This is a genomic window from Microbacterium sp. A8/3-1, from assembly GCF_040267695.1.
Classification (GTDB): domain Bacteria; phylum Actinomycetota; class Actinomycetes; order Actinomycetales; family Microbacteriaceae; genus Microbacterium; species Microbacterium luteolum.
Genome location: NZ_CP158357.1, coordinates 2,086,536 through 2,112,417, shown reverse-complemented (window position 1 = coordinate 2,112,417; position 25,882 = coordinate 2,086,536). Strand labels below are relative to the sequence as shown.

At 64.5% G+C, this 25,882-nt stretch carries 29 protein-coding genes and 1 pseudogene; 11 read left to right on the top strand and 19 right to left on the bottom strand.

Features of this window, described 5'->3' with window-relative positions:
* Nucleotides 1-20 precede the first annotated feature (20 nt).
* Nucleotides 21-593, bottom strand: a complete 573-nt coding sequence (locus ABS642_RS10415; RefSeq protein WP_350353276.1) for an HD domain-containing protein — start codon at nucleotides 591-593, stop codon at nucleotides 21-23.
* A gap of 188 nt (nucleotides 594-781) precedes the next feature.
* Here ABS642_RS10415 and ABS642_RS10410 point away from each other — a divergent pair, with 188 nt between their 5' ends.
* Nucleotides 782-1,783: a GlxA family transcriptional regulator gene (locus tag ABS642_RS10410; RefSeq protein WP_350353275.1), complete on the top strand. Its 1,002-nt coding sequence runs from the start codon at nucleotides 782-784 to the stop codon at nucleotides 1,781-1,783.
* Between the two features lie 371 nt (nucleotides 1,784-2,154).
* On the opposite strand, the gene ABS642_RS10405 is transcribed toward ABS642_RS10410, so the two are convergent.
* The 3 genes from ABS642_RS10405 to ABS642_RS10395 form a co-directional block, all read right to left on the bottom strand.
* A complete protein-coding gene (locus tag ABS642_RS10405) occupies nucleotides 2,155-3,039 on the bottom strand; it encodes a helix-turn-helix domain-containing protein (protein WP_350353274.1) in 885 nt (294 codons plus the stop codon).
* A gap of 959 nt (nucleotides 3,040-3,998) precedes the next feature.
* Complete coding sequence (locus ABS642_RS10400; RefSeq protein WP_350353273.1) at nucleotides 3,999-4,280, bottom strand: hypothetical protein; 282 nt, start codon at nucleotides 4,278-4,280, stop codon at nucleotides 3,999-4,001.
* 125 nt (nucleotides 4,281-4,405) lie between these two features.
* Nucleotides 4,406-4,720 carry a hypothetical protein gene (locus ABS642_RS10395; RefSeq protein WP_350353272.1) on the bottom strand — a complete coding sequence of 105 codons (315 nt, stop codon included), beginning with the start codon at nucleotides 4,718-4,720 and terminating at the stop codon, nucleotides 4,406-4,408.
* Nucleotides 4,721-4,860: 140 nt separating this feature from the next.
* On the opposite strand from ABS642_RS10395, the gene ABS642_RS10390 reads away from it, so the two are divergent.
* Complete coding sequence (locus ABS642_RS10390) at nucleotides 4,861-5,190, top strand: ATP-dependent DNA ligase (protein ID WP_350353271.1); 330 nt, start codon at nucleotides 4,861-4,863, stop codon at nucleotides 5,188-5,190.
* A gap of 80 nt (nucleotides 5,191-5,270) precedes the next feature.
* Here the strand turns inward: ABS642_RS10390 and ABS642_RS10385 are convergent, their stop codons facing one another.
* The 3 genes from ABS642_RS10385 to ABS642_RS10375 form a co-directional block, all read right to left on the bottom strand.
* Complete coding sequence (locus tag ABS642_RS10385; RefSeq protein WP_350353270.1) at nucleotides 5,271-6,218, bottom strand: manganese catalase family protein; 948 nt, start codon at nucleotides 6,216-6,218, stop codon at nucleotides 5,271-5,273.
* Nucleotides 6,219-6,261: 43 nt separating this feature from the next.
* On the bottom strand, nucleotides 6,262-6,927 hold the full coding sequence (locus ABS642_RS10380; RefSeq protein ID WP_350353269.1) for a hypothetical protein: 666 nt from the start codon (nucleotides 6,925-6,927) through the stop codon (nucleotides 6,262-6,264).
* Nucleotides 6,928-7,557: 630 nt separating this feature from the next.
* The gene (locus ABS642_RS10375) at nucleotides 7,558-8,550 is read right to left on the bottom strand and encodes a diacylglycerol kinase family protein (protein WP_350353268.1); all 993 of its coding nucleotides are present in this window, start codon (nucleotides 8,548-8,550) and stop codon (nucleotides 7,558-7,560) included.
* Nucleotides 8,551-9,018: 468 nt separating this feature from the next.
* Here ABS642_RS10375 and ABS642_RS10370 point away from each other — a divergent pair, with 468 nt between their 5' ends.
* Nucleotides 9,019-9,375: a hypothetical protein gene (locus tag ABS642_RS10370; protein ID WP_350353267.1), complete on the top strand. Its 357-nt coding sequence runs from the start codon at nucleotides 9,019-9,021 to the stop codon at nucleotides 9,373-9,375.
* A 162-nt stretch (nucleotides 9,376-9,537) separates the two neighbouring features.
* Here the strand turns inward: ABS642_RS10370 and ABS642_RS10365 are convergent, their stop codons facing one another.
* The 4 genes from ABS642_RS10365 to ABS642_RS10350 form a co-directional block, all read right to left on the bottom strand.
* Nucleotides 9,538-10,443: an NAD(P)-binding domain-containing protein gene (locus ABS642_RS10365; RefSeq protein ID WP_350353266.1), complete on the bottom strand. Its 906-nt coding sequence runs from the start codon at nucleotides 10,441-10,443 to the stop codon at nucleotides 9,538-9,540.
* A 46-nt stretch (nucleotides 10,444-10,489) separates the two neighbouring features.
* On the bottom strand, nucleotides 10,490-10,846 hold the full coding sequence (locus ABS642_RS10360) for a hypothetical protein (protein WP_350353265.1): 357 nt from the start codon (nucleotides 10,844-10,846) through the stop codon (nucleotides 10,490-10,492).
* A 29-nt stretch (nucleotides 10,847-10,875) separates the two neighbouring features.
* Nucleotides 10,876-11,100 carry a DUF2795 domain-containing protein gene (locus tag ABS642_RS10355; protein WP_350353264.1) on the bottom strand — a complete coding sequence of 75 codons (225 nt, stop codon included), beginning with the start codon at nucleotides 11,098-11,100 and terminating at the stop codon, nucleotides 10,876-10,878.
* Nucleotides 11,101-11,213: 113 nt separating this feature from the next.
* The gene (locus ABS642_RS10350) at nucleotides 11,214-11,642 is read right to left on the bottom strand and encodes an Hsp20/alpha crystallin family protein (protein ID WP_350353263.1); all 429 of its coding nucleotides are present in this window, start codon (nucleotides 11,640-11,642) and stop codon (nucleotides 11,214-11,216) included.
* A gap of 475 nt (nucleotides 11,643-12,117) precedes the next feature.
* Here ABS642_RS10350 and ABS642_RS10345 point away from each other — a divergent pair, with 475 nt between their 5' ends.
* Nucleotides 12,118-12,405, top strand: a complete 288-nt coding sequence (locus tag ABS642_RS10345; protein WP_350353262.1) for a MerR family transcriptional regulator — start codon at nucleotides 12,118-12,120, stop codon at nucleotides 12,403-12,405.
* Between the two features lie 63 nt (nucleotides 12,406-12,468).
* On the opposite strand, the gene ABS642_RS10340 is transcribed toward ABS642_RS10345, so the two are convergent.
* From ABS642_RS10340 to ABS642_RS10330, 3 genes are all read right to left on the bottom strand, one after another.
* Entirely contained in the window at nucleotides 12,469-12,672 is a 204-nt protein-coding gene (locus ABS642_RS10340) for a hypothetical protein (RefSeq protein WP_350353261.1), read from the bottom strand.
* Between the two features lie 168 nt (nucleotides 12,673-12,840).
* Entirely contained in the window at nucleotides 12,841-13,518 is a 678-nt protein-coding gene (locus ABS642_RS10335; protein ID WP_350353260.1) for a DUF6766 family protein, read from the bottom strand.
* 253 nt (nucleotides 13,519-13,771) lie between these two features.
* Nucleotides 13,772-14,083: a hypothetical protein gene (locus tag ABS642_RS10330; RefSeq protein ID WP_350353259.1), complete on the bottom strand. Its 312-nt coding sequence runs from the start codon at nucleotides 14,081-14,083 to the stop codon at nucleotides 13,772-13,774.
* Between the two features lie 130 nt (nucleotides 14,084-14,213).
* Between ABS642_RS10330 and ABS642_RS10325 the strand changes: the two genes are divergently transcribed.
* Nucleotides 14,214-14,537 (top strand): ATP-dependent DNA ligase, encoded by a 324-nt coding sequence (locus ABS642_RS10325; protein WP_350353258.1) that lies wholly within the window; start codon nucleotides 14,214-14,216, stop codon nucleotides 14,535-14,537.
* An 18-nt stretch (nucleotides 14,538-14,555) separates the two neighbouring features.
* On the opposite strand, the gene ABS642_RS10320 is transcribed toward ABS642_RS10325, so the two are convergent.
* Entirely contained in the window at nucleotides 14,556-14,891 is a 336-nt protein-coding gene (locus tag ABS642_RS10320) for a hypothetical protein (protein WP_350353257.1), read from the bottom strand.
* Nucleotides 14,892-15,147: 256 nt separating this feature from the next.
* Here ABS642_RS10320 and ABS642_RS10315 point away from each other — a divergent pair, with 256 nt between their 5' ends.
* Nucleotides 15,148-16,728 (top strand): LuxR C-terminal-related transcriptional regulator, encoded by a 1,581-nt coding sequence (locus ABS642_RS10315; RefSeq protein WP_350353256.1) that lies wholly within the window; start codon nucleotides 15,148-15,150, stop codon nucleotides 16,726-16,728.
* A gap of 4 nt (nucleotides 16,729-16,732) precedes the next feature.
* Here ABS642_RS10315 and ABS642_RS10310 read toward each other — a convergent pair whose 3' ends face one another.
* Nucleotides 16,733-17,278 (bottom strand): hypothetical protein, encoded by a 546-nt coding sequence (locus ABS642_RS10310; RefSeq protein ID WP_350353255.1) that lies wholly within the window; start codon nucleotides 17,276-17,278, stop codon nucleotides 16,733-16,735.
* A gap of 182 nt (nucleotides 17,279-17,460) precedes the next feature.
* Between ABS642_RS10310 and ABS642_RS10305 the strand changes: the two genes are divergently transcribed.
* The gene (locus ABS642_RS10305; protein ID WP_350353254.1) at nucleotides 17,461-18,072 is read left to right on the top strand and encodes a hypothetical protein; all 612 of its coding nucleotides are present in this window, start codon (nucleotides 17,461-17,463) and stop codon (nucleotides 18,070-18,072) included.
* Between the two features lie 130 nt (nucleotides 18,073-18,202).
* Entirely contained in the window at nucleotides 18,203-19,111 is a 909-nt protein-coding gene (locus tag ABS642_RS10300; RefSeq protein ID WP_350353253.1) for a hypothetical protein, read from the top strand.
* Between the two features lie 66 nt (nucleotides 19,112-19,177).
* Here ABS642_RS10300 and ABS642_RS10295 read toward each other — a convergent pair whose 3' ends face one another.
* From ABS642_RS10295 to ABS642_RS10285, 3 genes are all read right to left on the bottom strand, one after another.
* Nucleotides 19,178-20,038 carry an ADP/ATP-dependent (S)-NAD(P)H-hydrate dehydratase gene (locus tag ABS642_RS10295; protein WP_350353252.1) on the bottom strand — a complete coding sequence of 287 codons (861 nt, stop codon included), beginning with the start codon at nucleotides 20,036-20,038 and terminating at the stop codon, nucleotides 19,178-19,180.
* The gene (locus tag ABS642_RS10290) at nucleotides 20,031-20,750 is read right to left on the bottom strand and encodes a histidine phosphatase family protein (protein ID WP_350353251.1); all 720 of its coding nucleotides are present in this window, start codon (nucleotides 20,748-20,750) and stop codon (nucleotides 20,031-20,033) included. Before ABS642_RS10290 ends, ABS642_RS10295 begins: the two co-directional genes overlap by 8 nt.
* Before the next feature lie 94 nt (nucleotides 20,751-20,844).
* The gene (locus ABS642_RS10285) at nucleotides 20,845-21,777 is read right to left on the bottom strand and encodes an NAD(P)-dependent oxidoreductase (protein WP_350353250.1); all 933 of its coding nucleotides are present in this window, start codon (nucleotides 21,775-21,777) and stop codon (nucleotides 20,845-20,847) included.
* 220 nt (nucleotides 21,778-21,997) lie between these two features.
* Here ABS642_RS10285 and ABS642_RS10280 point away from each other — a divergent pair, with 220 nt between their 5' ends.
* The 3 genes and pseudogenes from ABS642_RS10280 (at nucleotide 21,998) to ABS642_RS10270 (ending at nucleotide 25,865) form a co-directional block, all read left to right on the top strand.
* Nucleotides 21,998-22,963, top strand: coding sequence for a TIGR03885 family FMN-dependent LLM class oxidoreductase (locus ABS642_RS10280; RefSeq protein ID WP_350353249.1), 966 nt, complete (start codon nucleotides 21,998-22,000; stop codon nucleotides 22,961-22,963).
* Nucleotides 22,960-24,623 (top strand): annotated as a pseudogene (locus ABS642_RS10275) (alpha-amylase family protein). The gene ABS642_RS10280 and the pseudogene ABS642_RS10275 overlap by 4 nt, the downstream one beginning before the upstream one ends.
* A 357-nt stretch (nucleotides 24,624-24,980) precedes the next feature.
* Nucleotides 24,981-25,865 carry an aldo/keto reductase gene (locus tag ABS642_RS10270; protein ID WP_350353248.1) on the top strand — a complete coding sequence of 295 codons (885 nt, stop codon included), beginning with the start codon at nucleotides 24,981-24,983 and terminating at the stop codon, nucleotides 25,863-25,865.
* Nucleotides 25,866-25,882 lie beyond the last annotated feature (17 nt).

Below are 25,882 nucleotides of genomic sequence, written 5' to 3'. Positions count from 1 at the left end.
TGTCCTTTCATCGATACTGCTCAGCTCGCCCAGCGTGAGCCGAGCACGCGATCCACGGTGCTCGTCAGCACGAGCTCGGGAAGGAAATGGGTCAGGATGTCAGCGTTGACGGTTCCGTTCGCTGTCTCCGGCCGATCTCGCAGGCCGCGCACGACGGCGGCGAGAAAGCCGTCCTTGAATGCGCCGCGGGGATGGGCGGCGACGACCTCGTCGACATCGTCGGTACGCAGGAGGTCGAGTCCGAGGCCGATCGCGTCGGTCAACACTCCCAGGTGAAGCGCAGCGGTCTCGGCTTCCATGCGGCGGGGGATTCCGGGCGTCGTGTGCAGCGCAATGGCCTCCCACACCCGCTTCTCCGCCTCAGCGCTGAAGCCGCGTTCGTGAAGGAAGCGCTGGCCATGGTCCGCGCCATCGACCTCGAACCGCTGCGCCGCCGATTCCGACGCGGCGAGACCCGTGTCGTGGAAGAGCGCCGCGATATAGAGCAGCTCCGGATCCGGTTCGATGCCGAGCCGCTGAGCATGCAGGTGGGCGAAGTAGAAGACACGCTGAGAATGCTCCACCAGCAATGGCTCGAGCATCTCGGCAGCCACGACCAGGGCTTCGCCGCTCGCGTCTGTATTCGGCCGCGTGATCCCTGCGATCTGTGGTGACATGAGACGTCCTCTCCTCGGATACTTCATGGTCACTCCGCGAGGAGCTCCTCCGCTGCACGAATACGGCCCGAAACCCCTCGCATTCGGACGCGACGAGTGATGCCCAAGAGTGCTACCAATGACGTGTGGCTGCCACCCCGAACGCTCCCGACGAACGAACGCGGTCGATCACCGTCGCCTTCCTCGTGTACGAGGGCGTGACCCTGTTCGACGTCGCAGGGCCGGCTGAAGTGTTCCACACGGCCAACAGGTTCGGTGCCCGGTATGACATCTCGTTGTGCTCGCCCGACGGCGCGGACGTGACCGCGAACATCGGCATCCGGATGGCGTCGGGCGGCGACGTCGAGGCCTTCGCGCCGCCGGATATCTGCGTCATACCCGGAGCCGACGCCTATCCCGATGCGCGTGTTCCGCCAGAACTGGCGGAAGCCGTACGCAGATTGACTGACGGCGCGCGTCGAATCGTGTCGATCTGCACCGGAGCGTTCCTGCTCGCAGAGGCCGGGCTCCTTGATGGGCGACGAGCGACGACACACTGGCGAGCAGCGCATGAACTCGCCACGCGATGGCCCACGACGCTCGTGGAACCCGATGCCATTTTCGTGCGCGACGGCCCCATCTCGACCTCGGCCGGGGTCAGTGCGGGCATCGATCTGGCGCTCGCACTCGTCGAGGAGGACCAAGGGCCCGACCTCACCCGCGATGTCGCTCGGGCGATGGTCGTATATCTCCAGCGTTCCGGCGGGCAGTCTCAGTTCTCGGCACCGCTGGCAGTGCCACTACCCACCGGGCCGGCATTGCGGCAGATCGTCGATCGTGTGATCGCCGACCCCGCGGGTGACCATACCCTTCCACAACTCGCACGAGCCGTGAATCTCAGCACCCGGCACCTGGCCCGGCTGTTCCGCGACGAGCTGTTCACGACACCGGCACGCTACGTCGAGAGCATCCGATTCGACCTCGCCCGATCGCTGCTCGATCAAGGACACACCGCGTCGCGTGCGGCGGAGCTCGCCGGTTTCCCAAGCTACGAAAGTCTGCGCCTCGCATTCGCTCGCCGTGTATCGATGAGTCCAGCAGCTTATCAACGGCGATTCCGCACGTCCCAGCGAGACCTCCACGGATGACCTTTTCGCACGATGGGGACGCCGGCACCACCCATTCTCTCCTCATCATGGCTGCTGACGCTCGCGGCGATGTGATCGCGCGCCCGTCGCCCTGCGGGGTCTTGGCACCTGTCGATCGGGTGAGCACCGTTTGCCGACCAACGTCCACCATTTCGACCGCACTCGAGCTCGACCAACCCCTCGATGAGCCAAACCGCGGCCTATGCGGGTGGAGATTCCAGGAAACGGACGACGCAGGCGGGTGCTTCGCGTTCGATGTCTATGAGGGCAGGATGGCTGGCACGTCCATCGCATGTATGAGTGAGCGGGACCATTTAGTCGAAGGGGTGGTCCCGGTAGTGAGCTAGGGCGGCGTGCGATACGAAGAGTCGCTAGGCGTGTCGCTGGGCGCGAAGTGCGCGGGGCGTTGTCTTGTAGGCCTCGGCGAGAGCACGGCGTAGGCTCATCGGCGATTGGAACCCCGCGCGCTTCGCGACCTGCTCGATGCTGAGGACGTCGTAGCGGCTGTCGCCCAGGAGGGTCCGCGCGAGGCGGGCACGCTGGCGGCGGATCTCGTCGGCAACGCTGTTCTCCGCTTCGGCAAAAACGAGCTGGAGCTGGCGCAGGGACGATTGCACCTCCCGTGCAACTTGGCTGGGCGTCAGGCTGGGGTCTCCGCATTGCTGCGCGATCACTGCCATTGCCCTATCTCGGAGTACGGCACGTGGGGAGCCGAGGCCCGGTGCCGCCCCCACGCGATCGAGGAGGATCGCGCCACTCATCTCCACGATGAGCTGCTCGAGGGCGTACCGCTCGATGGCGGTCGCGCGCTCGTCGCCGCTCAGCAGCCCTTCGATGAAGGTCTGCATGGCCCGGTCGAGAAGGCGTCGGTCGGGGAAGATCTGCATGTCGGGCGGTAGGGCGGGCACGAACGACGCCATCGCTTCGCGCGGCACGAACGTGATGGCGGCGCGCCAGGAGCCCTGGCAGCGCAAGGTGCGGACTATTCCCGGTGCAGCGATCACCAGGCCGCTCCCGATCTGCAGCCACGGCTCGCCCTGGTTCCTCGACCACAGCGCCTCAGCCTTCACAAAGGCCAAGACCGCGGCCGCAGTGGTGTCGATCGAAAATTCGGTTGAGGTGCCGCGCAGTGCCAGCAGAATTACGGTGCCAGGTGTCCGCTCGCGAACCGAAAGCGCGGCGCGACCGGCGAGATAATGAATGCCATGCTCGGCCAGCCCACGAGGGCTGATAGCCCGCACCCCTCCGAGCTCCACCCGTCACACTCCGATACGCCGAACCACATCAACCTACGCGCGAGGCCGCACATAGGGGTGGTCCCGGCAGGTCTGGGGAACCCTCGGGACCACCAGCCGGCGTAGCTGGGGACTTCGCCGGCCGTAGATCGCGCATCACGTGCGATCTACGCTCAACATACCGACGGAGACATCGCATCGGTAGTTGCAGATACTTGCAGACTATTCGCGCCGAGTTCCGAACCCTCCGCCGAGCGAGCCCCGGGACGGATCACGGGGCGGAAGGCTCCCGGGTGGTCCCGACACGGCCGGGGAACCCTCGGGACCACCCGCCGGTGTAACTGGGGACTACACCGGCCCACGCGATCACACGTCGCGTGCAATCACTGCACAATATATTGGCGACCGCAGTCATCGAACAAGCCTGATGATCCAAGGAAACTCATCGGGTTTACCACTGACTGGGAGGTCGCGCCTGGAGAATCTCGCGAGCACGGCTCATGTTTTCTCTGTCAATCCCCTAGCCGTGTCAGCACCGATGGCCAATTATTTTCAGCTGCAGCGGAAGTGTGCCGTTCTGGGGAACGACGCGCGAAACCCTGCAATCTCGCGGCCTGTCGTCGTGTGAAGGGATACGACGACAGGCCGCTCCCATTGACAGCCCCGGGGTCGATCTAGACCGCGAGCGGTTTGACGGCGTACTCTGCTCCCAGAACCGCGACGCAGGGCAGCTGGGGAAGATATGCGCCGCGTTCTGAGCCTTCCGCCGAGCGAGCACTGGGGCGTGTCGCGGAGTGGAAGGCACTCAACACGTTCATCTGGGATCGACGGCTCTTCCGTACTCGGCGGTTTCGCTGGCTAGCCTCGCAGAGGCCAGCCGACGCATCGCTGGATGACGGACAAGTGGGCCCGCTTGACAACTTCAACCCTCGACAGATTTCCAGCGACGTCTCTGCCGAAGTCTTGCGCGCGCTAGCTGGTCAGAAAGTGTCGTAGAACCCGCCATAGGGAAAGTCCACATCTCCTGTGTCGCGCGCATCGTGCAGCACTGTCGCGACAGAAATGGAAGCACGACTGGTGGGGGTGACGAGCACACTCACCTGCCGATTTCCGACCACGATGAGCCGGACGAACCTGCCTGTCGTTGTGGTTGCTTCTTCTATCTGGCGGATGACCTCATCGGGGTCTTGATCTTGGGCGAGGAGACACACCACTCCGTCGATGATCACCTCGGTTTGTACCATCATCTTCGGATCGGTCATGCCTGCATGCTACGCCGACCCGCTTCACCTGTTTCGGGGGTTGCGGGCGCTCGATTCGTGTGGCAAACGGACGCCCAGCCATTGGTGATCGGTTACAGGAGATCCCACAACTGCGGGCTCGGTATCTAGTCCGTCGGTGTCTCTAGCATCTCGTCGATCAGCTGAATGCCACCGCTGGAGTTGGCAGAGTGCATCAAGTCTTCAATCCACTTCACATTCAACTGCGGGGTCTCAGGTTCGTCGAATGTGAAGCGCAGCGGGATTGACGGGTGCAGCCAGATCGTGGAGCGGCCCCTAACATCGTCGTCGTGATGGACCCAGGACAGAGTGAAGCTCTCGTTGCGCCGGAGCTTCGTCGCGATCGCGACCTTGAGGTGTGCGAGAGCACGATCGTCGATATGGATCGCTTCGCCCGCACCGCCGTATTGGATGGTTCCCATGCCTGAACCATAGCTCGCTCGTGACACCCCAAACGGACCGATGCGTAACAGGCCGCGAGATGTAAAACTGTGTGTACCACGCAGCGACCAGTTCGGTTGCGCCTCATGGCACGGATCCCGTGGTGAGTCGAGGACATCCTGTGGGCAATTTCATCTATGAGGGTGGCGTGAAGACCGAGATCGAAGATCGCGCCCTCACCCACCTCCAGCTCGTCATCACCGCAAAACTCCGCCGCGGGGAACCATTCAGCTTCACCTGGCGAGAAGACTTGAGTATCGGCGGCGGCCGCACCACCGTCTGGATGCACGCCAGCAGCTCCCTCGTCTTCAAGTACAGCTCGGGCCGCCAGCCCTCGATCAACCGGAACTGGATCGAAGCCTTGGCCTACACCGCCAGCGCCCCCAGCGGTCTTTACCTCGTCCCCGAGCCCACGGAAGGCACGACCGGGAACGTTGACGGGCCTGCGTAAGAGGATCGGCCTGCAGCGGTGCCCGCCGCCACGATCGATACCTCGGAGGCGTGCGCACGCATCGCGCACGCCCCGTGTGATCAGAGGCGGCCGAAGGTGGCGTCGATGTCGGCCATTTCAATGGCCGCCGTCGCCTCGATAAGCGCGCGGAGTTCGTCATCCGCGCCGGGCGAGAACTCCTCGAGACGCTCCGGCGAGATCGTCATCGGAGCGCCGACCGGCGCCTGCTCGGTGGCGTCGAGCTCTGTGCCGTCGTTCGAGGGCGAGGCTCCCTGGAAGATCTTGCCCGCCTCGGACTGTGCGGTGAGGTCGAACGAGTACTGCTTGCTCTGCAGCCCCAGATCCAGGAGTTCCTTGACCTCAGGGAAGCTCTCGGCGTTCGTCTTCGGGATCGGCAGCGATGTGCGCCAGTTCACGCCGAGGGTCTCGAGCGCCTTGGCGTAGGCGTTCTCGTGCGCCTGGTCCCGCACGATGAGGTACGAGATCGTGCTGCGAGCCATCTTGTTGTCGGTCATCTCGTACAGTCGGCATTTCTGCAGGCGCCCCGTCGACTCCAGCATCAGGTTGTAGAGGAGATCGAGCACGAGGTTGCCGGAGTTGTACACGTAGCTGCCTGACCACGGGTTGCCCACGGCGTCGACCGGAAGCGCGCCCTGTGCGCCGACCAGGTAGTGGTGGATGTTGCTCGTGTCCACGGCGATGCTCAGCGGCGTCGCGCCGCCGGCACCCGGCTTGTCCACCGGGTCGGTCGGCTTGCCCTGGTACTGCGGTGAGCCGTCGAGCAGGCGCGAGATGGTCGTCCCGATCAGCTCGACGTGGCTGATCTCCTCGGTGCCGATGCCCTGGATCAGGTCCTTGTATGGCTTGCCGGAAGGTCCGCGGAAGTTCATGCTCTGGAAGAGATACTGCATCATCGTGCGCATCTCGCCGAACTGTCCGCCGAGACCTTCCTGCAGAGCGTTCGCCGCGGCAGGATCCGGCACGTCCTGTGCGATCTCATTGATGAACTCTTGAACGTGGAAGTACATGGGGAGCCTCCGTCGGCATTGGGTGGTGGTTTGAATCGAGGCGTTAGCGACCGAGGCCGACGCGATCGACCTTGCGGTGGAATCGCATCCCGGCGATGCCGCCGAGGATCGCGCCGACGAGGGTGACAATCGCAGCGCCGAGGGCCGTGAGGACGCCCGTGAGTGTCGCAGTCTCCGGCGTCACGGGGATGCGCGGGAAGCCCTGGAGGTTCCCGAGGATGTCCCACCGGGAGCCAGCGATCGCAGTGATCACCGCGACGATGACGGCGACGACGATCGCCCAGATCCACACGGCCACGCCCTGCTTCGCACCGCTGAAGCGCGCCATCCGTCCCGCGACGTAACCGCCGGCAAAGTAGGAGACGAGCAGCACGATGCCGATGACGATCACGGCTGCGATGCCGACGGCTCCGAGCGCAGCATCGGTCGCCTCCTCAGGATCCGCTCCGCTGCCGAGACCGATCGCCGCGCCGATCGCCGTCACCAGGGCGGTGAGGAGGACAGTGGTGCCCATGGCGGTCAGCCAGCCGAAGAAGGCCGTCCCGAACTTGAACCCGCCGAACTCCGCCTTCTCGCGTGCATGGACATCTTCCCGAAGAGTATGAGCGTCACCGACGCGCGCCGAAGCTAACGGCGTTGTTGAGTCCGCGGCAGACGCGGCGAGGTCTCGGGCCACGCGGGGCTCCGGAGTGCTGTCCGATGTGCTCATGCTCAGACGGTACGGGCACTCAGCTGCTCAGGGAGGGTGGTTGTCACCCGCCGCGATCGCGCGTACTGTTTGCCGATTTACACCGTAAGCGACGTAGGGAGACGGCCTAACGCTTACGCCGTAAGCCGGAGGGGTGCAAGGGACCGCGCGAAAGGCCGCAGGCGGTCTAGACAGAGCAGGCACGTCGGATCGATCGGTCCGCGATAAGGAGCGCCAATGTCGGATAACTATGAGACGATGAGCCCGGGTGGTTCGGACGTGCACTCTCCCGATTCGTCGGGAACGATGGATACTGCCAAGCCGGAAGCCGCTGACCTGAAGGACACCGCCGCGACGCAGGCGAAGGCCACCGAAACCGGGAAGATCGATCGAATGCACCTCCGGTCTGCCGACAAGGCATCGAGCAGTTTTCTCATCTATCGATGCGAGGTGCCGATGCCATGGATGAGCACGAACACCCTCCCCCGGACGTGGCGTTGCGGGTCGAAATCGCGCGGAAGGCGAGCGCGTCGATCTCCAGCATCCGCGCTGACTTGTCGACTGCTGCAAGGTTAGGCGCAGTCGACCCCGAGGTAGGTCGAACACGACGACGGGTTACCGCTTTGTGAAGGTCGGCGCCTGCCCGATAAGTCATTCGTCGTGGACGCCGGCGGGGACGCGCACGGTGAGCGCTCCGGGTTCGATCCAGGCGTTGAACGCGATGGCCTTCCCGAATCCGTCGCCATCGAGCTCGATCTGTTCAGGCCGGGCCAGGCGCGCGGTGAAGCGCGTGCCGGTCTCGTAGCGCAGGTCGCCGTCGTCGCGATGCTCGCCGGCTAACGCCCGCCCCGCTTTCGTGCGGCGCAGGACCCCGTTCGTCCAGACGACCTTCCACCACACGCGAATCCAACCGACAGCGCTCCCGGGACGCATCAACAGCAGATCCAACAGGCCGTCGTCCACGACCGCGTCCGGCAGCAGCAGGATGTTCCCCGGGAGCGACCCGCAGTTTCCGAGGATGACCGTGTGCACCGTCGCGCGCCTGAGCTCGCCGTCGTCCAGGCGGAATCGTATCCGCAACTCGTTCGGGTCGCGCAGCGAAGCGACGATCGCCTTGAGGTACGCAGCCCACCCGGCCTTGGCCTTGAGGTCCTCGTCGGTGTTGTCGATCATCTTCGCGTCGATGCCCATCCCAGCCATGACCACGAACACATGCCGGGTTCGACTGCGATCCTCACGCTCAATGTCGATCACGCCGAGATCGATCTGACGGTCGACACCGGTGAACGCAGCCCGGACCGAATAGGGCATGTCGTCGAGTGTGAGGTCAAGGTTGCGGGCGAGCAGGTTGCCCGTGCCCGACGGCAGCAGGGCGACGCTCGTACCGGTGCCGCGGGCGGCTTCCGCGACCGCGCGCACCGTGCCGTCGCCACCTGCGGCGATGATCAGATCCGCGCCGTCATCCAGCGCCTGCCGGGTGACGCCCTGGCCGACGTCGTCGACCGCGGTCTCGTACCAGGTCGGCTCGGCCCACCCCACGGCCGCTGCTTCTGCGGTGACCGCAGCACGCAATGCGTCGATGTCCACCTTCACGGGGTTGTAGACGACGGCGGCAGTCCGCGGTGAGGTTCCGAGGGGGGTCACAGGCAAGTCTTTCTATCCGGAAGGTCAACGGAGTACGGGGGCGTGTGATCAGCGGGGCGAATCGACAACCTGAGAACTGGCCGATAACCTCCCTTTCGTTTCGACGACGTCGAGGTGCCGGTGCTGCATGAGGTCACCGCGGGCACACGATGCGGAGCGGTTCCCCCCAATACGATCGAAGGGTGGGTGCCCGCCCCCCCTCCTGAGGTAATCAAACTGTCCGACTTTTAGTGATGCCCTTGCTTTTTCGATTCAGGTCAGGGCAAGGGGGCGTGTTCCTTTTGCGAACGCCAGCTTGTGGGCCGATTCGGTGCTGACGAGCTGCCCCAGCCCTGGAGAACGGAAGCTAGGCGCACCCCCCCTGAACGAGCTTCGAACCTGCCGGAAGCGATCGTTTTCGGCAATCGGAGCGAGGGCGTGCACGGATGACCCTATCCCCGCCGTGTGGGTTGCAGTTAGCGTTGACGCGTGGGCGTAACAGGGTGGGGGTTGAGCGATTGGGTACTGATCGCTCTTAACGTCGGGCTGTCGGTCTCTTTACCGATCATCACCAGACTCAAGCTCGCGACCTCGGCCCGCCTTCGCGAAGCCGTGCTCTATTCGAAACCGGGGCGCATCGCGGCTTGGACAGTGATGTTGTCGGGGGTCGCCTGCCTGAGCGGCCTCCTGTTCGCGTTCTTCGCGGTGCAATACCCGGTGGCTTGGAGCTCGCTGTTACTCGCTGTAGGCGCATTGAGCGCCGGTTTTTGGTATGCGAGCAGGTATCACCGCACGCTCCAGCAAATGGTGCGCGAGCACCAAACTCAAGTCGAGCCTCCGGCCTGAGCCCGCAGCAATGACCTGGCCAGTCCGACCGCGCGGGCATCAGACACGTCGCCCGAACTGGGTTCCGGGCACCGATTCTGACCAAGCGCGTCAGGAAGTGGAACCTGCAGCACCGAAAACGATCGTCTGTGGTGGGCACGCCCGGGAGTTCGTCGCGGTGAGCTAGCGCCGCAGGGGGCGGCCTGCGGCTTCCTCAAGCAGCTTGACCGCGAGCAGTTCGCCGATAGCCGGTCCGAATCGGTCGAATGCTGCGTGATGAAGCTGCCTGGATGTGTTGAGCAGGGGGGTGGTCACGCCCGCGGCCTCGCTCATCGTCCGGATGGTGTTGAGTTCTTCGACGACGCGGACGATACCGAGTGTTTCAAGGTAGTCACCGTCCAGCAGCCTGACGAGGTGCTCGTCGAGGAACCGGCTGCCGTCGGCGCTGCCCTGCAGCAGACTGTGAAGGTCGGCTGTGGCAAGGCCGAGTCCCTGTCCGATCAACAGCGCCTCGGATGTGGCGACCGCGTTAGCGAACCACAGCCCGTTAGCGAGGAGCTTCACGATCTGCGCGTCCTCAACTCTTGACCCCGCTCGACGCACACCGTCCTCGCCGGATAACGCCTGCAGGATCGGGAGCGCCCTGGCCACGGCTCCGTGGGTGCCGCTAGTGAAGAACACCAGTTCCCCGGCGGCTGCTTCTGCGACGGAACCGGCCATCGGTGCGGAGACAAGCTCGATGCCGCGACGTTCCGCCTCTTCGCCGAGGACACGGGACACTGCCGGATCGCCGGAGGTGAAGTCGAGCCACAGCGTCCCCGGCAGCAGTGCGGGGAACGCGTCCGTCATGCACTGACACAGTTCCTCCGGTCCCGGCAGGACGGTGACAAGGACGTCGATGGCGGTGGTGAGATCAGACAACGAGGACGCGCAACCGATGCCGGGTATGACGGCCTCGCGCTTCGCATCGATGTCGAAGGCCCTGACCGTTAACGTATGGCTCAAGATGGCCTCGATCGGTGAGCCCATGCGGCCGAGCCCGACCGCACCGATCCTGGGGTACCTGACATCGATGCTGGACGTCTCCATCCCCGCACTCTGCCACAGTGCTTCGCTCGCAGCGTCTCCGCGATGCCTATGAGGCGAGGCGAGGGGGATGGTGCGGAATGCTGATGGGGCGCGTTGCCCGGCTCTGCTCGTGCAGTCTCCGCACGTCGTCGAGCGCCTCGACGGGGGACATGTACCTTGTCGCGACGGGCAGGGCACGCATCCACATCACTTCGACTTCGTACGGGTCGACCTCATAGACGCAGCCGACAGTACGTCGGGGGTCGTTGGCTCCGTATTTGTGGTCGAGGATCAGCCATTCTTTCTCCGCGACCTTGCGGAGGTCGAACCGCGCCTGGGCCAGTTCAGCCATTTGGTCCTCCATCTCGACATGCTCACCGTCGCGGTGCGTGGGTTCGGGGAAAAGGTCCTTGACAGCATCCATCCGTCATCGGCGGGTACCCGCTTACGCTCTCAGGCGTTCACGAGTGAGGGTGTCAAAGTTTCGGACAGGATCCCTTGGGTGAGCTTGAGGCGGAGGTGCCAGGCGGCGCCGTAGTTCTGTTCGGGGAGGTCCTGCAAAAGCGCACGGTCGTCTGTGCCGAGCCCATCACGGGTGGCCTCGCGGAGGAGATCGTCCCGTGTGGCGGGGTATTCCATTTCGGCGAGGAATCGTTCGAGCGACGGTGAGAGTGACATGGGTTTTCCTTTCCGAAGGGTGTCGGGCCACGGTGGGTGGTCGCGAGTCGTGCGACCACCCACCGTCGCTGCGGTGCCGCGAGGATCAGATGAGTTAGGGAGGATCAGATGAGTTAGGCGGTCACGGCCTTGGTGTCATGAGAGCCAACCGATTCGATCTGGACCTTGCGCGGCTTGGCACGTTCAGCGATCGGGATCATCACGCTGAGCACACCGTTGTTGTAGGTGGCGCTGATGCCCTGGGCCTCGACGTCGTCGCCGATGGTGAAGCGGCGAACATACGAGCCGAAGGGGCGCTCCTGTGCCAGCCAGCGAGAATTGTCGCGGCTCGCCTCCGTGCGTTCGGCGCGGATCGTGAGGAGGTGACCGTCGACATCCACGTCGACCGAACCGGGGTCGACCCCGGGAAGGTCAGCGTTGAGGACGTATCGGTCGCCTTCGCGGAACAGATCCACGGGCATCAGACGCGGCTGCCTGTTGGTGTCGAACACGCTCTGCGCGATTCGGTCCAACTGGCTGAAAGGATCAAATGACATCGACATGTGAAAAATCTCCTTCCGAGAGTGAACGGCGTGACGCCGTCCGACGAATGATGATCAGCGGAGGAGGCCGCGCGCGGCCACATCACACGGAGGCGCTCGCACCCGCTCGGGAAGCTCGTCTGCCCGCCGGACGCCCACACACACCGCCAGGGCTCGCGTCCGAGGGGTGGGAGCTGTTGCGTGAGGTGGCACCTCGGCTGTCATGGTCGACAATGCGGGGATGCCGGCCACCATCCGATCGAACTCGGTACGGACCCACTCGGGATCCGCGCAAACAATGTCCGCGAACACGACCCCCGTGTCGTCGACCCGGCTCAGTACTGTCACAGTGAATCACCTCCATACCTGTCATCGCTAACTGCTGCCGGCGTCGGAGATCCCAACACTCGCAACCCCGAAAGATCTGGATCACTTGATGCATATTTTATAACTCGATTGCTTGACCTGATGCAAGCCCTTCGAGCAGAATTTCTGCATGGAATCGAGCCCTCAAGAGCGACCGGTATACACGATGGGGATCGCGGCCGAGCTCCTCGACCTTCCCCCGGCGACGCTGCGACTTTACGAGCGCAAGGGCCTGATCGAACCCGCACGCACGGACGGCGGGACACGCCGCTACAGCGCGAACGACATCGACCGGATGCGCCGCATCGCGGACCTTCAAACCGACGGCGTCAACCTTGCGGGGATCGGCAAAGTGATGGGCCTCCAAGACGAGAACGCCGAACTGAGGGCGTCACTCGATCGCGCGGACCCCGAGTAGGCTCATCCGATTCCGTGCTGCCGGGCATCTTGGACTCCGGAGGACCTCATTGTGCTGCGGGACTTAGGACGCGATCAACGGCGGCTGATGCGGAATCGGAATGGGCCGCGTCGAGCGGCTCCGTGACTCGAGTTGGCGGACATCCTCCAGCACGTCGATCGGTGACATGAAGCGCGTCGCAGCCGGGATGTCGCGCATCCACATGACTTCGACCTCGTATTCGTCGACCTGATAGATGCAGCCGACTGTTCGGCGAGGGTCGTTCACCTCGTATCGATGATCAAGGATCAACCACTCGTGCTCCGCGACTTTGCGAAGCTCGAACCGGGGATCAGGAAGTCCAGTCATCTCACCCTCCAATTAAGGAGCAGTATCAATCAGGCTGGACATCGCCTGATAGCACCTTGACAGGAAGAACTCAGGAAGGTAGCTGCCTCAGTTTGATTCCGTGCTGCTCGTCGCGTGTGGAGTGCCCACCGGTTTGGACTCGCTCGATCCGCGCTGACGCAGGTAGATGCTGAAGACGACCATCGCGCCGACTGCGAGGAATTCGGACTGCCAGTTCTGCAGCGTGCGATTCCAGAACTCTGGGGAAGAGACGTACTCGACCCAGGAGACCGGCGGCATCCCGTGCTGCGCGTTCTCCTCGCTCGCAACGATCCGACCGGCGAGGGACTGAGCGAACCACGACAACAGGAAGACCGAGCCCATCAGGATCAGGAGAGAGTTGGAGTAGACCCATAGCCGGACGCCTCCCGCGCGCGCCCACGCTGGCGAATCCGGGCGGGCGTGCACTCCGACCATCTGGTCTTCGTCGCTGCCGAGGCCTTCGTCGCCGGGCTTCTTGGACTCCGGGGAACCGCGCTGGATCAGCCACACGGTGGCGAGGATGAACAGGAAGAACTGCAGGAACTCTGACTGCCAGTTTTCGGCAACATCGACGAGGAAGTCGGACGAGGAGATGTAGTCGAGGTACCCGACTGCCGGTTGGTGATGTTGCTGGAGCTGCTCGTTTGTGTCGGCGTGCCCAGCGATAGATTGTCCCAGCAGGGCGAGGACGAAGATCGTCAGGAAGGCGACACTCAGCCCGTTGTCGCGGACTACCTTGCGCATCGCTCACCTCCCAGCGAGCGGCAGCACTATCATGACCGCGAGCCCCACGCCGATGACCACAATCCAGACCCAGAACGCGGCCCGTCCTTGTCGATACTCGTCGGTCGCCACGGCTCCATCCCTTCACCGTCTTATCCCGAATCGCACTGTGCGCAGGGGTGATGAATCACGACACCAAAGCTACGACGCAGTGGAGGGCGACGAAAGGGGTTGCTATAGGGTGCTCCGGGCGCTATCCGCGGTACCGGGTCGCTCAGACGTCGGATACCTCGGCCACTTCGTCGACGAGTTGGATACCGCCGGACGAGTTTGCCGAGTGCATGAGATCCTCGATCCACTTCGCGTTCAGCTGTGGCGGCTCCGGTTCGTCGAACGTGAAGCGAAGCGGTATCGAGGGGTGGAGCCAGATCGTGGATCGCCCGCCTGGCTCGTCGTCGAGATGCCGCCAGGAAAGAGTGAAGCTCTCGTTGCGGCGCAGCTTCGTCGCGATCACAACTTTGAGGTGGGCCAGCGCGCGATCCTCGATGTGAAGAACACCTGTGCTGTCGTAGTTAATGTAGCCCATGACGCGGAGATTAGACCGGAATCGTTGCCGATGCCAGAGGGGTCGCGAGCGTGTTGCTGAACGGCATGATGGCTGGCATCGGGAACGGCCCAGGGTGCTTGAGCCTCGGCGGCAACGTGGAGATCGGGGCTTGATCACGGGGAAGTTCATCTACGAGGGCAACGTGAAGGTCGAGTTTCCAGACCGCGCGCTTGCTCACCTCCAACTTGCCATCACCACGAAGATCAGGCGTGCCGAACCGTTCGCCTTCTCGTGGAAAGAGGATGTCAGCACGGGTGGCGGACGCACCATTGTCTGGATACACCCCGGTAGCTCACTCGTTTTCAAATGGGAGGGCAGCCAACCATCGACCATGGACCGAACTTGGGTTGAAGCCCTCATCCTGACAGCAAGTTCACCGTCGAGCCTGTATCTGGTCCCTGAACCGGCAAAGAACTCACCCGCAGCTGAATAGGTGCACTGTTGATGAGATTCAGAGGGTTCCGTCGGGTTCGAAGTGTGAGACGTCGTCGCTACCGAGGGGTGCGCTCGTCGGCCTTTCGATCGAGATCGTTAGCCGGTGCAGCCGCTCCACCAGTTCGATGTCAACGAGTTCGGGGCTGGGTACGTCGACCGCTTCCGTTACGATTTGGCTCGCTGGCCCGATGAGGAACTTCGCAGAGACGACTTCCCCGTTCTCGTTCCGCACTGGGATCTCGATGATCTCTGCCCGATCGTCATCCCCGAGCGCTCGACTGTACTGGAGTAGCGCGTCGGCGATGTCGTCACCTGTCAGATATTCGTCTCCCGCGTAAATGATGATCCGCATATTGCGTTTTTACGCTCAGCCCGTGATGTAGGTGACGCCCCTTGTCAGAGGCGGTGAGCGGGTGCTATCTGGTGCGGTCGCGATCACGATCGGGAGTCTCTCGCTCCGGAAGACCGACGCTGTGACAGGTCGACGTTCGTGTAAGAGGGTGCCCGCTCGCCGATCGGGTCGCGCCACGTTACCGGGAGGCCCATACGCTCAATCTCTGTTTCCGTGTTGGCAATATCCTGGTTCCGGGCTTAGAAGGGGATTGTTAATGGGGATCGAGATGGGTGAAGAAGCGGAGGGGTCGCAGAACACTCCTCTGGATGCGCTTCGTTCGGCCGTGGAGGCCGACGATCTCGCGCTGGCCGCCCGGGTTGTGCTCGCCGGGTGGTATCAGTTACTCGAGCATCATGGTCGCGCTGTGGTCGAGATGCTGGGGCCGTTGCCCATATCGCAGATCAAAGATCAGCCCTTACTCGTGATGCTGCTCGCGATCTGCTACTTGAGCACCCGAGTCAGGCGTGTCCGCGGTCTTCACCTGTTGCGAATGGCGGTCGCTTCGGCGGATTCGCCCCGAGGTACGGTCTCCCCGTTGGAGCGGCTTTACATTTGGACGGCGCAGAGCGTCGCCCTGCGCCTTGTCGGACGCAACCGAGGGTCCGGTGAAGTCGCCCTGCGTGCTCTCAAGTTGTTCACCGGGATGCCGGAGAGCGAGTGGGAACCATATGGAGACGAGATCCCTCGTGTTTGCACACAATTGGGACTCTCTCTTTTCTACTCGGGTCAGCGACGGTCAGCGATGGAGGCATGGGCGCAGGCCGCCGCGCTTGCCACCGCACGGGGCACAGACAATGCCTTCCACAGCCTCGCGCTGCTCGCCGGCGCGCATGCGTTGGACGGTGATATGCCCGAAGCCGAGTACTACGCAGGCGTGATCCGAGCGGGTAACTGGAGCCGCGAACTTCTCGACGGCTACCAGGGCACCTTCTATCGCGCCGCGGAGGCACTCCTGGCGCTTGAGCGCGGAGACACGGAGGCGGCGTCCGTCCATGTGAGCGCATTCGGCCCGCACCGCGAGACCAGCGAGCATTGGGTAGTCATGGCCGCGGTCGAGACCCGGGTTTTCCTGCAGGCCCATGCGCCAGAGGCAGGTCTCGAACGACTGGAGTCGTTGGTGGCGGCACGCGGACGGGAGGCGTCGCGGGGGCCATCGCGGCAAGGACTGAGCGCTTCACGAATCCATCTACATCTCGCTCTCGGGTCCATCGCCCGCGCGAAACGAACTTGCGAGCAGGACGCGGCAAACATGGGGTTCGAAGGAGTCGTGCTTGCGGCGCGCGTGGCTCTGGCCGACGACCGGCCGTTCGACGCCTTGCGCCTGGTCTCGCGCACGGAGTTCGTGGCACCCAGCTCACGTCTCCGCGCCGAGGCGGCTGCGATTGTCGCGGCCGCAACTGTCGTGACCGGTGGGGCATCCGCGGCGTCCCGCTCGCTGCGCGTCCTGGCGGCAGTACTGGGCGACCGGCAGCTTCGCACTCCGCTCACCTATCTCCCTCCTAGCGATCTGGCCGCTATTTCCGAAACACTCTTCCTCGGCAGTGATGGATCGGCCACGGCCGTCAGCGTTTTCCCGCAGAACCCGCGGCTGCCGCGTCTGTCCAGACGCGAGCGCATCGTTCTGCAGGCGCTGCATTCCGGGGACCCTATACCGGCGATTGCCGACGATCTCGGGGTTTCGGTGAACACAGTCAAGACGCAGATGCGCAGTCTCTACCGAAAACTCGACGTAATGGACCGAGCATCCGCGATCTCACGCAGCCATCAACTGCGTCTGCTCGACACCGACTTGTAGCCGCCTATCGACCGACACCCGCACGCCGCAGCAATCGGACTGTGGCGCTCACGGTCACAGCAATCACTGCTTCACCTGCCAGACGCCCGATCAGAGTCGCCATCAGCATCCCAGGCACGAGATGCTCGGGAGAAAAGACAGCCAAAGAGATCACGAACAGTGCTACTCCCACGGCGGCAGCACCGAGAACGAGGCGACGCGTCGAGACAGCCCCCTTCCACGCGACGAGATCGAAGACGGCGCCAGCCGTGAGCAGCGGTACCGCTGACAGGATGCCAATCGGTGAAAACGCGACCACCATGACCGTTGTGATTCCGGCCGTGATCGTCGCTGTGCCTGCACCGCGGGTGAGGATGCGGGCAAGCATAGGCAACGCGGTGTTCGCTGAGGCGACCAGCGCGTAGAGCGGGGGCGCGGCAGGCGCCAGCGTCGCGAGCGCCGGCAACAGCAGGAGGAAGAGACCGGTCTGCACCGCCGCAAGAGCTGCCGACACGAGAAGGGCCTTCGTCGGCGTCGACGCAGCGACGGAGGAATAGGGAGCGGCGTGCACGCGTCGAGCATACGTCGGATGCTCGGGGTGAAGTCTCGGGGTGAACAAAATCTGGCCGCCCGGAGGGGAAGTTCAGCCGGCCATAGGCTCATCGCGCCCGGGTGGAACGTCCACCGTGCCCGGCATGCCTCCCGACAACGACGCCACCGCACCCCTATGCCTGAAAGCGAGCACGAACAACCGTGAACGACATCTCCACCGCTGCACCATCATCGCCGCCAGGACCCAACCGCCGCACGGTTATGAAGGCTGCCGCTTGGTCGGTGCCCGTGATCGCCGTTGCTGTCTCGACGCCCCTGGCCGCGGCGAGCACCCCCGAGCCTCAGCCCGCCCCGGGAGGGGGCCTCTCGGTGTGGCAGGGCGGCACCTCGGTGCAGACCTGGACCCTGACCCAGCCCAATCGAGTGCAGGTCAACACGGGACAGAACGTCGGCTTCGAATCTTTCAACCCGGACACCGGGGACGCCGAACCTGCCGGCACCTTCCGCTCCGGCGTTGTGACCGTCACCATCCAGTGGGGTGCCGGCAACGGTGTCACCGACCCGACGAGCTACAGGCTTGAGGAGCGCAACCTCAACGGTTGGACTCGCGTTGGCGGCGTCCCCGCTGAGGGCACCAGCGGCCTGGTCCAGTACACCTACACCGGGATCCTCAACGGCACCTCGAACATCGTGCCTCTTCCCGTCGTCTGGCTGTACCCCTCTGCTGGCGGCTCCCTGACTCCGACCTATGTGAACACCGCGCTCTCTTCGGAGTATCTGAGCGAGAAGACTTCCGGCTCCCGCGTTCCCTAAATCCGACGCGGTTGAGGCAATCCTCGCCTAGCTCACGCTGAGCACGGATCGACCTCGTTAGTCCGGACATCTATGTATCGAACAGGGAAGGCTGCGTCCGGTGAGCCGCGGCTGGGAAGAGGGAAGCAGAATGACGACCACCGAATCATCGAACGCCCTAGCCGAATCGAAGGGCTTTTCGCGACGCACCGTTATCAAGACTGCGGCATGGTCGGTCCCTGTCGTGGCAGTCGCCGTCTCGACGCCACTGGCCGCAGCGTCTGTAGGGGCTGCGTCGCTAACGTTCGCTGTTGCGCCGATCGTGGCCGTCGAGGCACCGTATGGGGCTCAAGCGCTTACCGTGACCAACGCTGGCTCGGAGCCCTTCACCGGTGCGATCGTGTTCTCGACGCCGGCGTGGGCGACGATTGCCCCGTTCACCTCAGCGGTGATGGTGCAGGGCACGGATGGATCGAACATCACCTGGACGCTTCCGGCCGGATTCCTCCCAGCAGGTCAATCGCTCCAGATCGATCTGGAATGGACAACAGGAGCATGGCCCCTCACTGCTGAAGTGCAGCCCCTTTCTGCGTCGATCGATTCGATTCTGGGGACCATCACCCCGGCGGGTGGTGCAACCGTGGCATCGCCGTACCAGCTGCTGTGGTTCGGGGTCACCCCCGGCGGCTTGGGGAACACCGCGGGTACGCCGTCGCTGTTCATCGCCAACACCACCGAGGCGCCGTTCAACGGAGTCGTGACGACGCGCTACACGCCGAGTTGGACGTTTCCCCTGGTGTCGGCCACGCCGATCGTGATCAACGGCACGTCCTACGGGTCCCGACAGGCTGAGAACGGTGTCTTCGTCAGTCGTTACACCAACATGCCGGTCAGTGTCGCTGCACGTGGGGGAGAGCAGACTCTCCCCTTCTCGTGGGTTTTGCCGGGCGGGCCGACCATCGCACAGCAACAGCGCAACTTGGGCGCGACGACGACGGGCGCGGGCGAGACGCTGCCCGTGCTCGGCTCCCCGACTATCTACTCCGCTTACCGGGTCTAGTCGTGCTTCCGAGCTGACAGTTCAGCTCGTAGACGACGGAACCCGGAAAGCCCGAGCAAGACGACGTCAGGTCCCGGATCGGCGGCCGCGGTCGACTTCGTGAAGCGCAACAGGGAGTTCGTGTGTGAGTTCGCGGGCCAGGAGCCCTAGACCCATGCGCTCGGTGAGACGGTCGCCCGCATGGGCATGGCACCACGAGCCCCACACGGCGGCGTGTTCCGGGCTCAGCCCGCGGGCTGCGAAGCCGGTGATGGCGCCGGCCAGCACGTCGCCAGATCCGGCCGTTCCCAGTCCGGCGCCGCCCGCGTCCATCGTCCAGACGGCGCCGGACGGTGAGGCGGTGGTCGAATAGCAGTGAACCACGGCGTCGAGTTCCTGCGCGATCCGCGGAAGGTCGGTGACGAGGTTGTCGACCTGTCGTCCGAGCAGGAGGGCGACCTCATCGAGGTTGGCGTTGACGATCAGCGACCGAGGGAGCTCGGATCGCGGTACGTCACGGAGCACACCCACTGCGAAGGCGTCGATCACCAGGCAGGCGATCTCACGTCCGGACAGGCGCTCTAGCCACTCCCGGGCCCGCTGAGGGTCGTCGAGTCCCGGTCCGACGAGGACTGCGTCGGACTCGTCGCAGGCGACGCTCCAGGAGTCTTCCACCGGTTCACCCACGCTCGGCGATTCGTACACGCCGGCCTCTGGAAACGCGGCCCGTACAACATCGGCGACCGCGGCTTCCGTGGTCACTCCGACCTTTCCCGCCCCGACACGCAGCACCGCCTCGCCTGCCAGGACCACCGCGCCGACCGACAGGCGTGAACCGCCGATGATCATCGCCGTGCCGCGCGAGTTCTTCGAGTCGCCCGGGTCGGGTAGCTCCCACCCACTGAGCAAGTCGGCTGTGACCGTGGTCGCCTCCTGCCGGTCAGGCATCGGGACTTCCCGGGTGCACGGTGACCTCCGCGCCGAGCTGTTCAAGGTGTCGCACGTCGGAGAAGTCGACGAGTTCCCACTGCGTCCCGTCGTGGCGCAGCCGCGTCACGGATGCGTTGAGGACGGTGTTCGCGGCAGCGAACCGCATGAGACGGGGCTCGTCCATTCCGGTCAGCAGGGAGATCAGCAGCATGACGACGGCGTCGTGTGCCACGATCAATCCGCCGCGTGCGTCCGCATCCAGAGCGTCGTGGAGGAAGGATCTCAGACGAAGCGCCACATCCGCCCAGGACTCACCACCCGGCGGACGGTGGTAGTACTTACCCAGCCGCGCGCGCCGCTTCGCCTCCTCCGGGTACCGGGCCGCGACGCCCCGCCAGGTTAGGAGATCGAGGATGCCGAGTTCCCTGTCCCGCAGCCGCTCGTCAGTGAGAACCCGCCCGATGGCGGCACCGGATTCCATACTCAGGGCGAAGGTCTGCTGAGCTCGAAGGTATGGTGACAACCAGGCGACCTCCGGCACCCCATCCGCCCCAGCCAGGGGAACCGCGAGCGCCCTCGCCTGCTCGACACCCGTTTCCGACAGAGGAACGTCAGCATCACGAAGGGTGAGTTCGATCACCTCGGCGCCTGCCGTTTCCGCTCCGGTGGCGGCGACGTTGCCGACGCTCTCGCCATGACGGACCAACCACAGCTCCTGCAACGTCACCATGCGGGACTCCCTCCATCGAACTCCTCGAGGGTCGCACGCCGCGGCGGGGCCGAGGCACCGGGTTGACCCTGTGCTCGCCAGCAGGTATCCGCGTTCATTCGCGGGGATCGCCGCGTTGAGCGGGGTCGCGGCGCAGCTGTTGCCCGGCCGACGTCTCCAGCAGTCGGACGGCGAGGAGCTCGCCGAGAATGGGTCCGAACCGGTCGAGCGCTTGGTGATGCAGTGCGGCCGAGGCATCGAGCATCGGCGTCGAGACCCCGGCGGATGCGCTCATTGCGGCGATCGTGTCGAGTTCTTCGACGACGCGGTCGATGCCGAAGGTGGCGAAGTAGTCGCCCTCGAGAAGCTTGTCGAGGTCGTCGTCGAGGAAGCGGCTGCCTCCGGCGCTGTTGCGCAGCAGCGCGTGTAGGTCGGACGAGGGGATTCCGAGACTCTGACCGATGAGCATCGCTTCCGAGGCTGCGACTGCGTTGGCGAACCAAAGAGCGTTGGCGAGCAGCTTCACAATCTGGCCGTCCTCCGCTCGTGCCCCCGTCCGTCGGATGCCGTCGCGGCGGGACAGCAGCCGGAGGATGGGGATCGCTTTCGCGGCGGCGCTATCCTGTCCGCCGACGAAGAAGATGAGGTTGCCGGCTTTCGCTTCTTCGACGGATCCGCCCATGGGCGCGGAGACGACGTCGATGTCGAGGCGTCGGCTCTGCTCGGCGAGGTCGCGAGTCACAACGGGATCGCCGGAGGTCAGATCGATCCACAGCGAGCCCGGTCTGAGCGCCGGCAGCGCGTCGGCCATGCATGCACTCACCTCGCGTGGTCCGGGCAGAACAGTAATCAGGACATCGACCGCTTCCGCAAGCGCCGGAAGGGTGGGGAACCACCGTGTGGCGGGCACCGCGCGCTTCCGGTCGATGTCGGTATCGAAGACACCGACAGGGAAGTCTCGACGGAGGGTCCCCGTGATCGGGGCACCCATTCGCCCCAGGCCGACGACACCGATCATCGGACGGTCGTCGACTCCTCTGATCTCCACCTCCGCACTATGGCACACCTCCACACCGTCGCCGTCACCGGGTACGCCCGAAGGTCGCGTCCATGTCTGTCATCTTCATTGGGCCGTCGCCTCAGTTCGCGCAGCTCGTCGAGACGCTCGGGGGCGATCGTCATCGGAGCGTGAAGTCCGGCATTTTTGCAGGCCGGACATGAGGTGTCCACCTCTACCGAAGATCACCGCCGGTTGTAAGACTCGACATATGGTGTTCATCGGATTCCACGCGTCGCACGAGCAGATCGCCCCCAGCTCCCTCCTGGATGCGGTGATCGAAGCTGAGCGCGCGGGTTTCGATGGAGCGATGTGCTCGGATCACCTCGCGCCGTGGTCACCGAGACAAGGTCACTCCGGTTTCGCGTTGAGCTGGGTCGCGGCCGCGCTCGCTCGCACCAGCTTTTCGATCGGCATGGTGAACGCGCCCGGGCAGCGATATCACCCGGTGATGATCGCGCAGGCGTTCGCGACCCTGGCTGAGATGTTCCCGGGACGGTTCTGGGCCGCGATGGGAAGCGGCGAAGCGCTCAACGAGCATGTGACGGGCGATGCCTGGCCGGTCAAACACCTCCGCAACGAACGACTGCGGGAAAGCGTGGATGTGATCCACCGTCTCCTCGGCGGCGAGGAGGTCGATCACGACGGCCTGGTCCGGGTCCACTGCGCCAGAGTATGGAGCCTGCCGGCAGAGCCGCCCCCTCTGTTCGCGACCGCGGTGAGCGCCGAGACCGCGGCGTGGGCTGCATCGTGGGCGCAGGGTCTGGCGACGGTCGCACAGGAGCCGGAGTCGTTGCGACGCGTCGTCGACGCGTACCGATCGGAGGGAGGCGCGGGCCCATGCATCCTGCAGGTGCACCTCAGCCTGGCGAAGACCGACGACGAGGCGTTCGCGATCGCCCGCGAGCAGTGGAAGAACGGCCTGCTGTCACCGCCCGTCACCTGGGATCTCGAGCAGCCGGAGGACTTGGACGCCGCCGTGGCCGGACTCGACGAGCAGGATCTTCGCAGAAGCGTCCTGGTGGATCACGACGCCTCCTCGCTCGCCGACCGCATCGCTGACCTGGTGCAGATCGGATTCGAGCGTGTGTATCTGCACCACGTCGGCACCGACCAATCCTGGTTCCTCGATGCCGCGGCATCGGAACTGATCCCTGCGTTGAAGGAGCGAGTGTGAAGATCACGGACACCAGTGACCTCTGGTGGAAGACTGCAGTCGTCTACTGTCTCGACGTCGAGACCTTCCTCGATTCCAACGGCGACGGCGTCGGCGACCTGCAAGGACTCGCAGAGCGGATCGACTACCTCTCGCAGCTAGGCGTCACCTGCCTGTGGCTGATGCCGTTCTACCCGACACCGGATCGTGACGACGGCTACGACGTCAGCGACTTCTACGGTGTCGATCCTCGCCTGGGCAACCACGGCGACCTCGTGGAGGTGATCCGCACCGCCCGCGATCGCGGCATGCGCGTGATCGTGGATCTGGTCATCAATCACACCTCTGACCGGCATCCATGGTTCGTCGCCGCCAAACGCAGCGTCAACTCGCCGTTCCGGGACTACTACGTCTGGCGCGACGACGCGCCCCCGAAAGGCCAGAAGAACGCCGTGTTCCCCGGCCAGGCGAACGGCATCTGGGGCAAGGACGAGAAGTCCGGGCAGTGGTATCAGCACAGCTTCTACGAACACCAGCCCGACCTCAACATCGCGAACCCCCGCGTGCGCGACGAGATCGCAAAAGTGATCGGGTTCTGGCTGCAACTGGGTATCTCGGGATTTCGGGTCGACGCCGTGCCGTTCCTTCTCGAGATCCCTGAGGGTGCGAACATTCCCGAGCCGCACGATCTGCTGCGCGACATTCGACGTTTCCTGCAGCGTCGGTCCAGCGAAGCGATCCTCCTCGGCGAAGTGAACCTCCCTTACGAGACGCAGGCGCAGTACTTCGGCGGCGAAAACGGTGACGAGCTCACCATGCAATTCGACTTCGTCGGGATGCAGTCGCTGTACCTGTCCTTCGCGCGCAAAGATCCTGCCCCGCTGATCGCCGCACTGCGCGCACGGCCTGCACTCGGATCGGAGGTGCAGTGGGCCAACTTCCTGCGTAACCACGACGAGCTGACGCTCGACAAGCTCAGCGACGGTGAAAGGCAGGAGGTGTTCGACGCGTTCGCGCCGGACGAGCGGCAGCGGGTGTTCGGTCGCGGCATCACCAGGCGTCTCCCCCGATGCTCGACGGCGATCCGCGGCGAATTCGGATGGCCTACAGTCTGCTGTTCACTCTGCCGGGTACGCCGGTGCTGTTCTACGGCGAGGAGATCGGTATGGGTGAGAACGTCGAGATCCTCGGTCGCGAAGCCGTGCGGACACCGATGCAGTGGTCCGCGGATCGCAACGGAGGCTTCTCGGATGCCGCGCCGAGCAGGCTCATCGCTCGCCCACCTGCCGATGGGTACGCACCGGAGCACGTCAACGTGGCCGCGCAGCTCGAGGACCGCGGATCGTTGCTGCACTTCATCCGCGCTCTCACCGAGCGGTACCGTATCTCTCCGGAGTTGGGGTGGGGCACCCTTCAGGTGATCGACCAGTCTGTCGACTCGCTTCTCGTGCACTCGCTGTCGGCTGACGTCGGACGTGTCATCGCCCTCCACAACTTCGCAGAAATGCCCGTGACCACGGCCTTCCAGGTAAACGACGAGCCGGAGGGGACGACCCTCCTCGATCTGCTCGAACCGTTGCATCTCACTCTCGGCCCGACCGGGACGGTGGAATTGGAAGTCCCGGCGTACGGCTACCGCTGGCTTCGCGTATCGCGACCCGGCGACGGCCGCGTGATCTAGAGTCTCGTCGGGTCAGGGATCGACGAGGCTCCCGAAGTCGGGCCGCCGGTGACAAGCGTGCTGGTCTGGGCGGTGCCAAGTGTCCCCCAGGTGACCCCGGGCATAGTGAGAATACTGATAGGGACAGCTTCACGCGTGTCTGAAGTGCGCCAGGTGCGACCCGAGATTCCCTGGTCAGCACAGAAAACTTGGCCTTTTCTCGGCTGATCAGGTCCGACGTCGTCGTATTGGAAAGTCGCTCAAATCACCCTGCTAAGGTGGAGTCCCCTCACGGGGACCAGGGGTTCAAATCCCCTCGTCTCCGCAGTAGATTTCCCCGCTGTCGATGGTGCGGAACGCCGCACGTAGGATCGACGCATGCATACACGCGCACTGGGCAATGACACCGTCGGCCGCGTCGAGGTCGGAGCGATCGGTCTCGGCTTGATGACCTTCGACCAGACCGGCGACCAGCCCCGCGAGCAGCTGCTCGACACCGTCCGCGCCGCCCTCGATGCCGGTGTCACCCTCTTCGACACCGCCGATGCCTATGGGCCCGGCCAGGAGCTGGGTTCCGACGCCCAGGGCGAGAACGAACGGCTCATCGCCTCGATCCTCGACGAGTTGGGCGTGCGCGACCGCGTGTTCCTCGCAACCAAGGGTGGCGCCTTCCGCACCGAGGGCGGCGGCTGGGATCACGACGGGCGTCCCGAGAATCTGCGCCGGGCGGTCGACGCCAGTCTGTCCCGACTCGGGGTCGAGCAGATCGCGCTGTGGCAGCACCACCGCCCGGATCCGAAGGTCGAATACGCCGAGACGATCGGCGCGCTGACCGAGATCGCAGCCAGCGGCAAGGTGCGCATGGTCGGGCTGTCGAACGTGAACCCTGGCCAGATCCGCGCAGCTCACGCGGCGCTGGGAGACAGCCTCGTCAGTGTGCAGAATCAGTTCAGCCCGAAGTTCCGCAGCAGCCTGCCCGAGATCGAGGTCTGCACCGAGCTGGGGCTGGCCTTCCTGGCCTGGAGCCCGCTCGGAGGGTTGTCGGATGCCAAGGAACTGGCCACCCACCACCCGGCCTTCCAGCAGGTGGCCGAAGCTCGCCGCGTGAGTGCCCAGCAGGTGGCACTGGCCTGGGAGCTGGCGCAGTCGTCGGCGGTCATCCCGATCCCGGGGGCCAAGCGACCGCAGTCGATCCTCGACTCCGCCGCGGCCGCGGACCTCGATCTCTCAGCGGACGAGCTGGCCGCCCTCGATCAGACCTGAGCCCCGCTTTCGCCCGC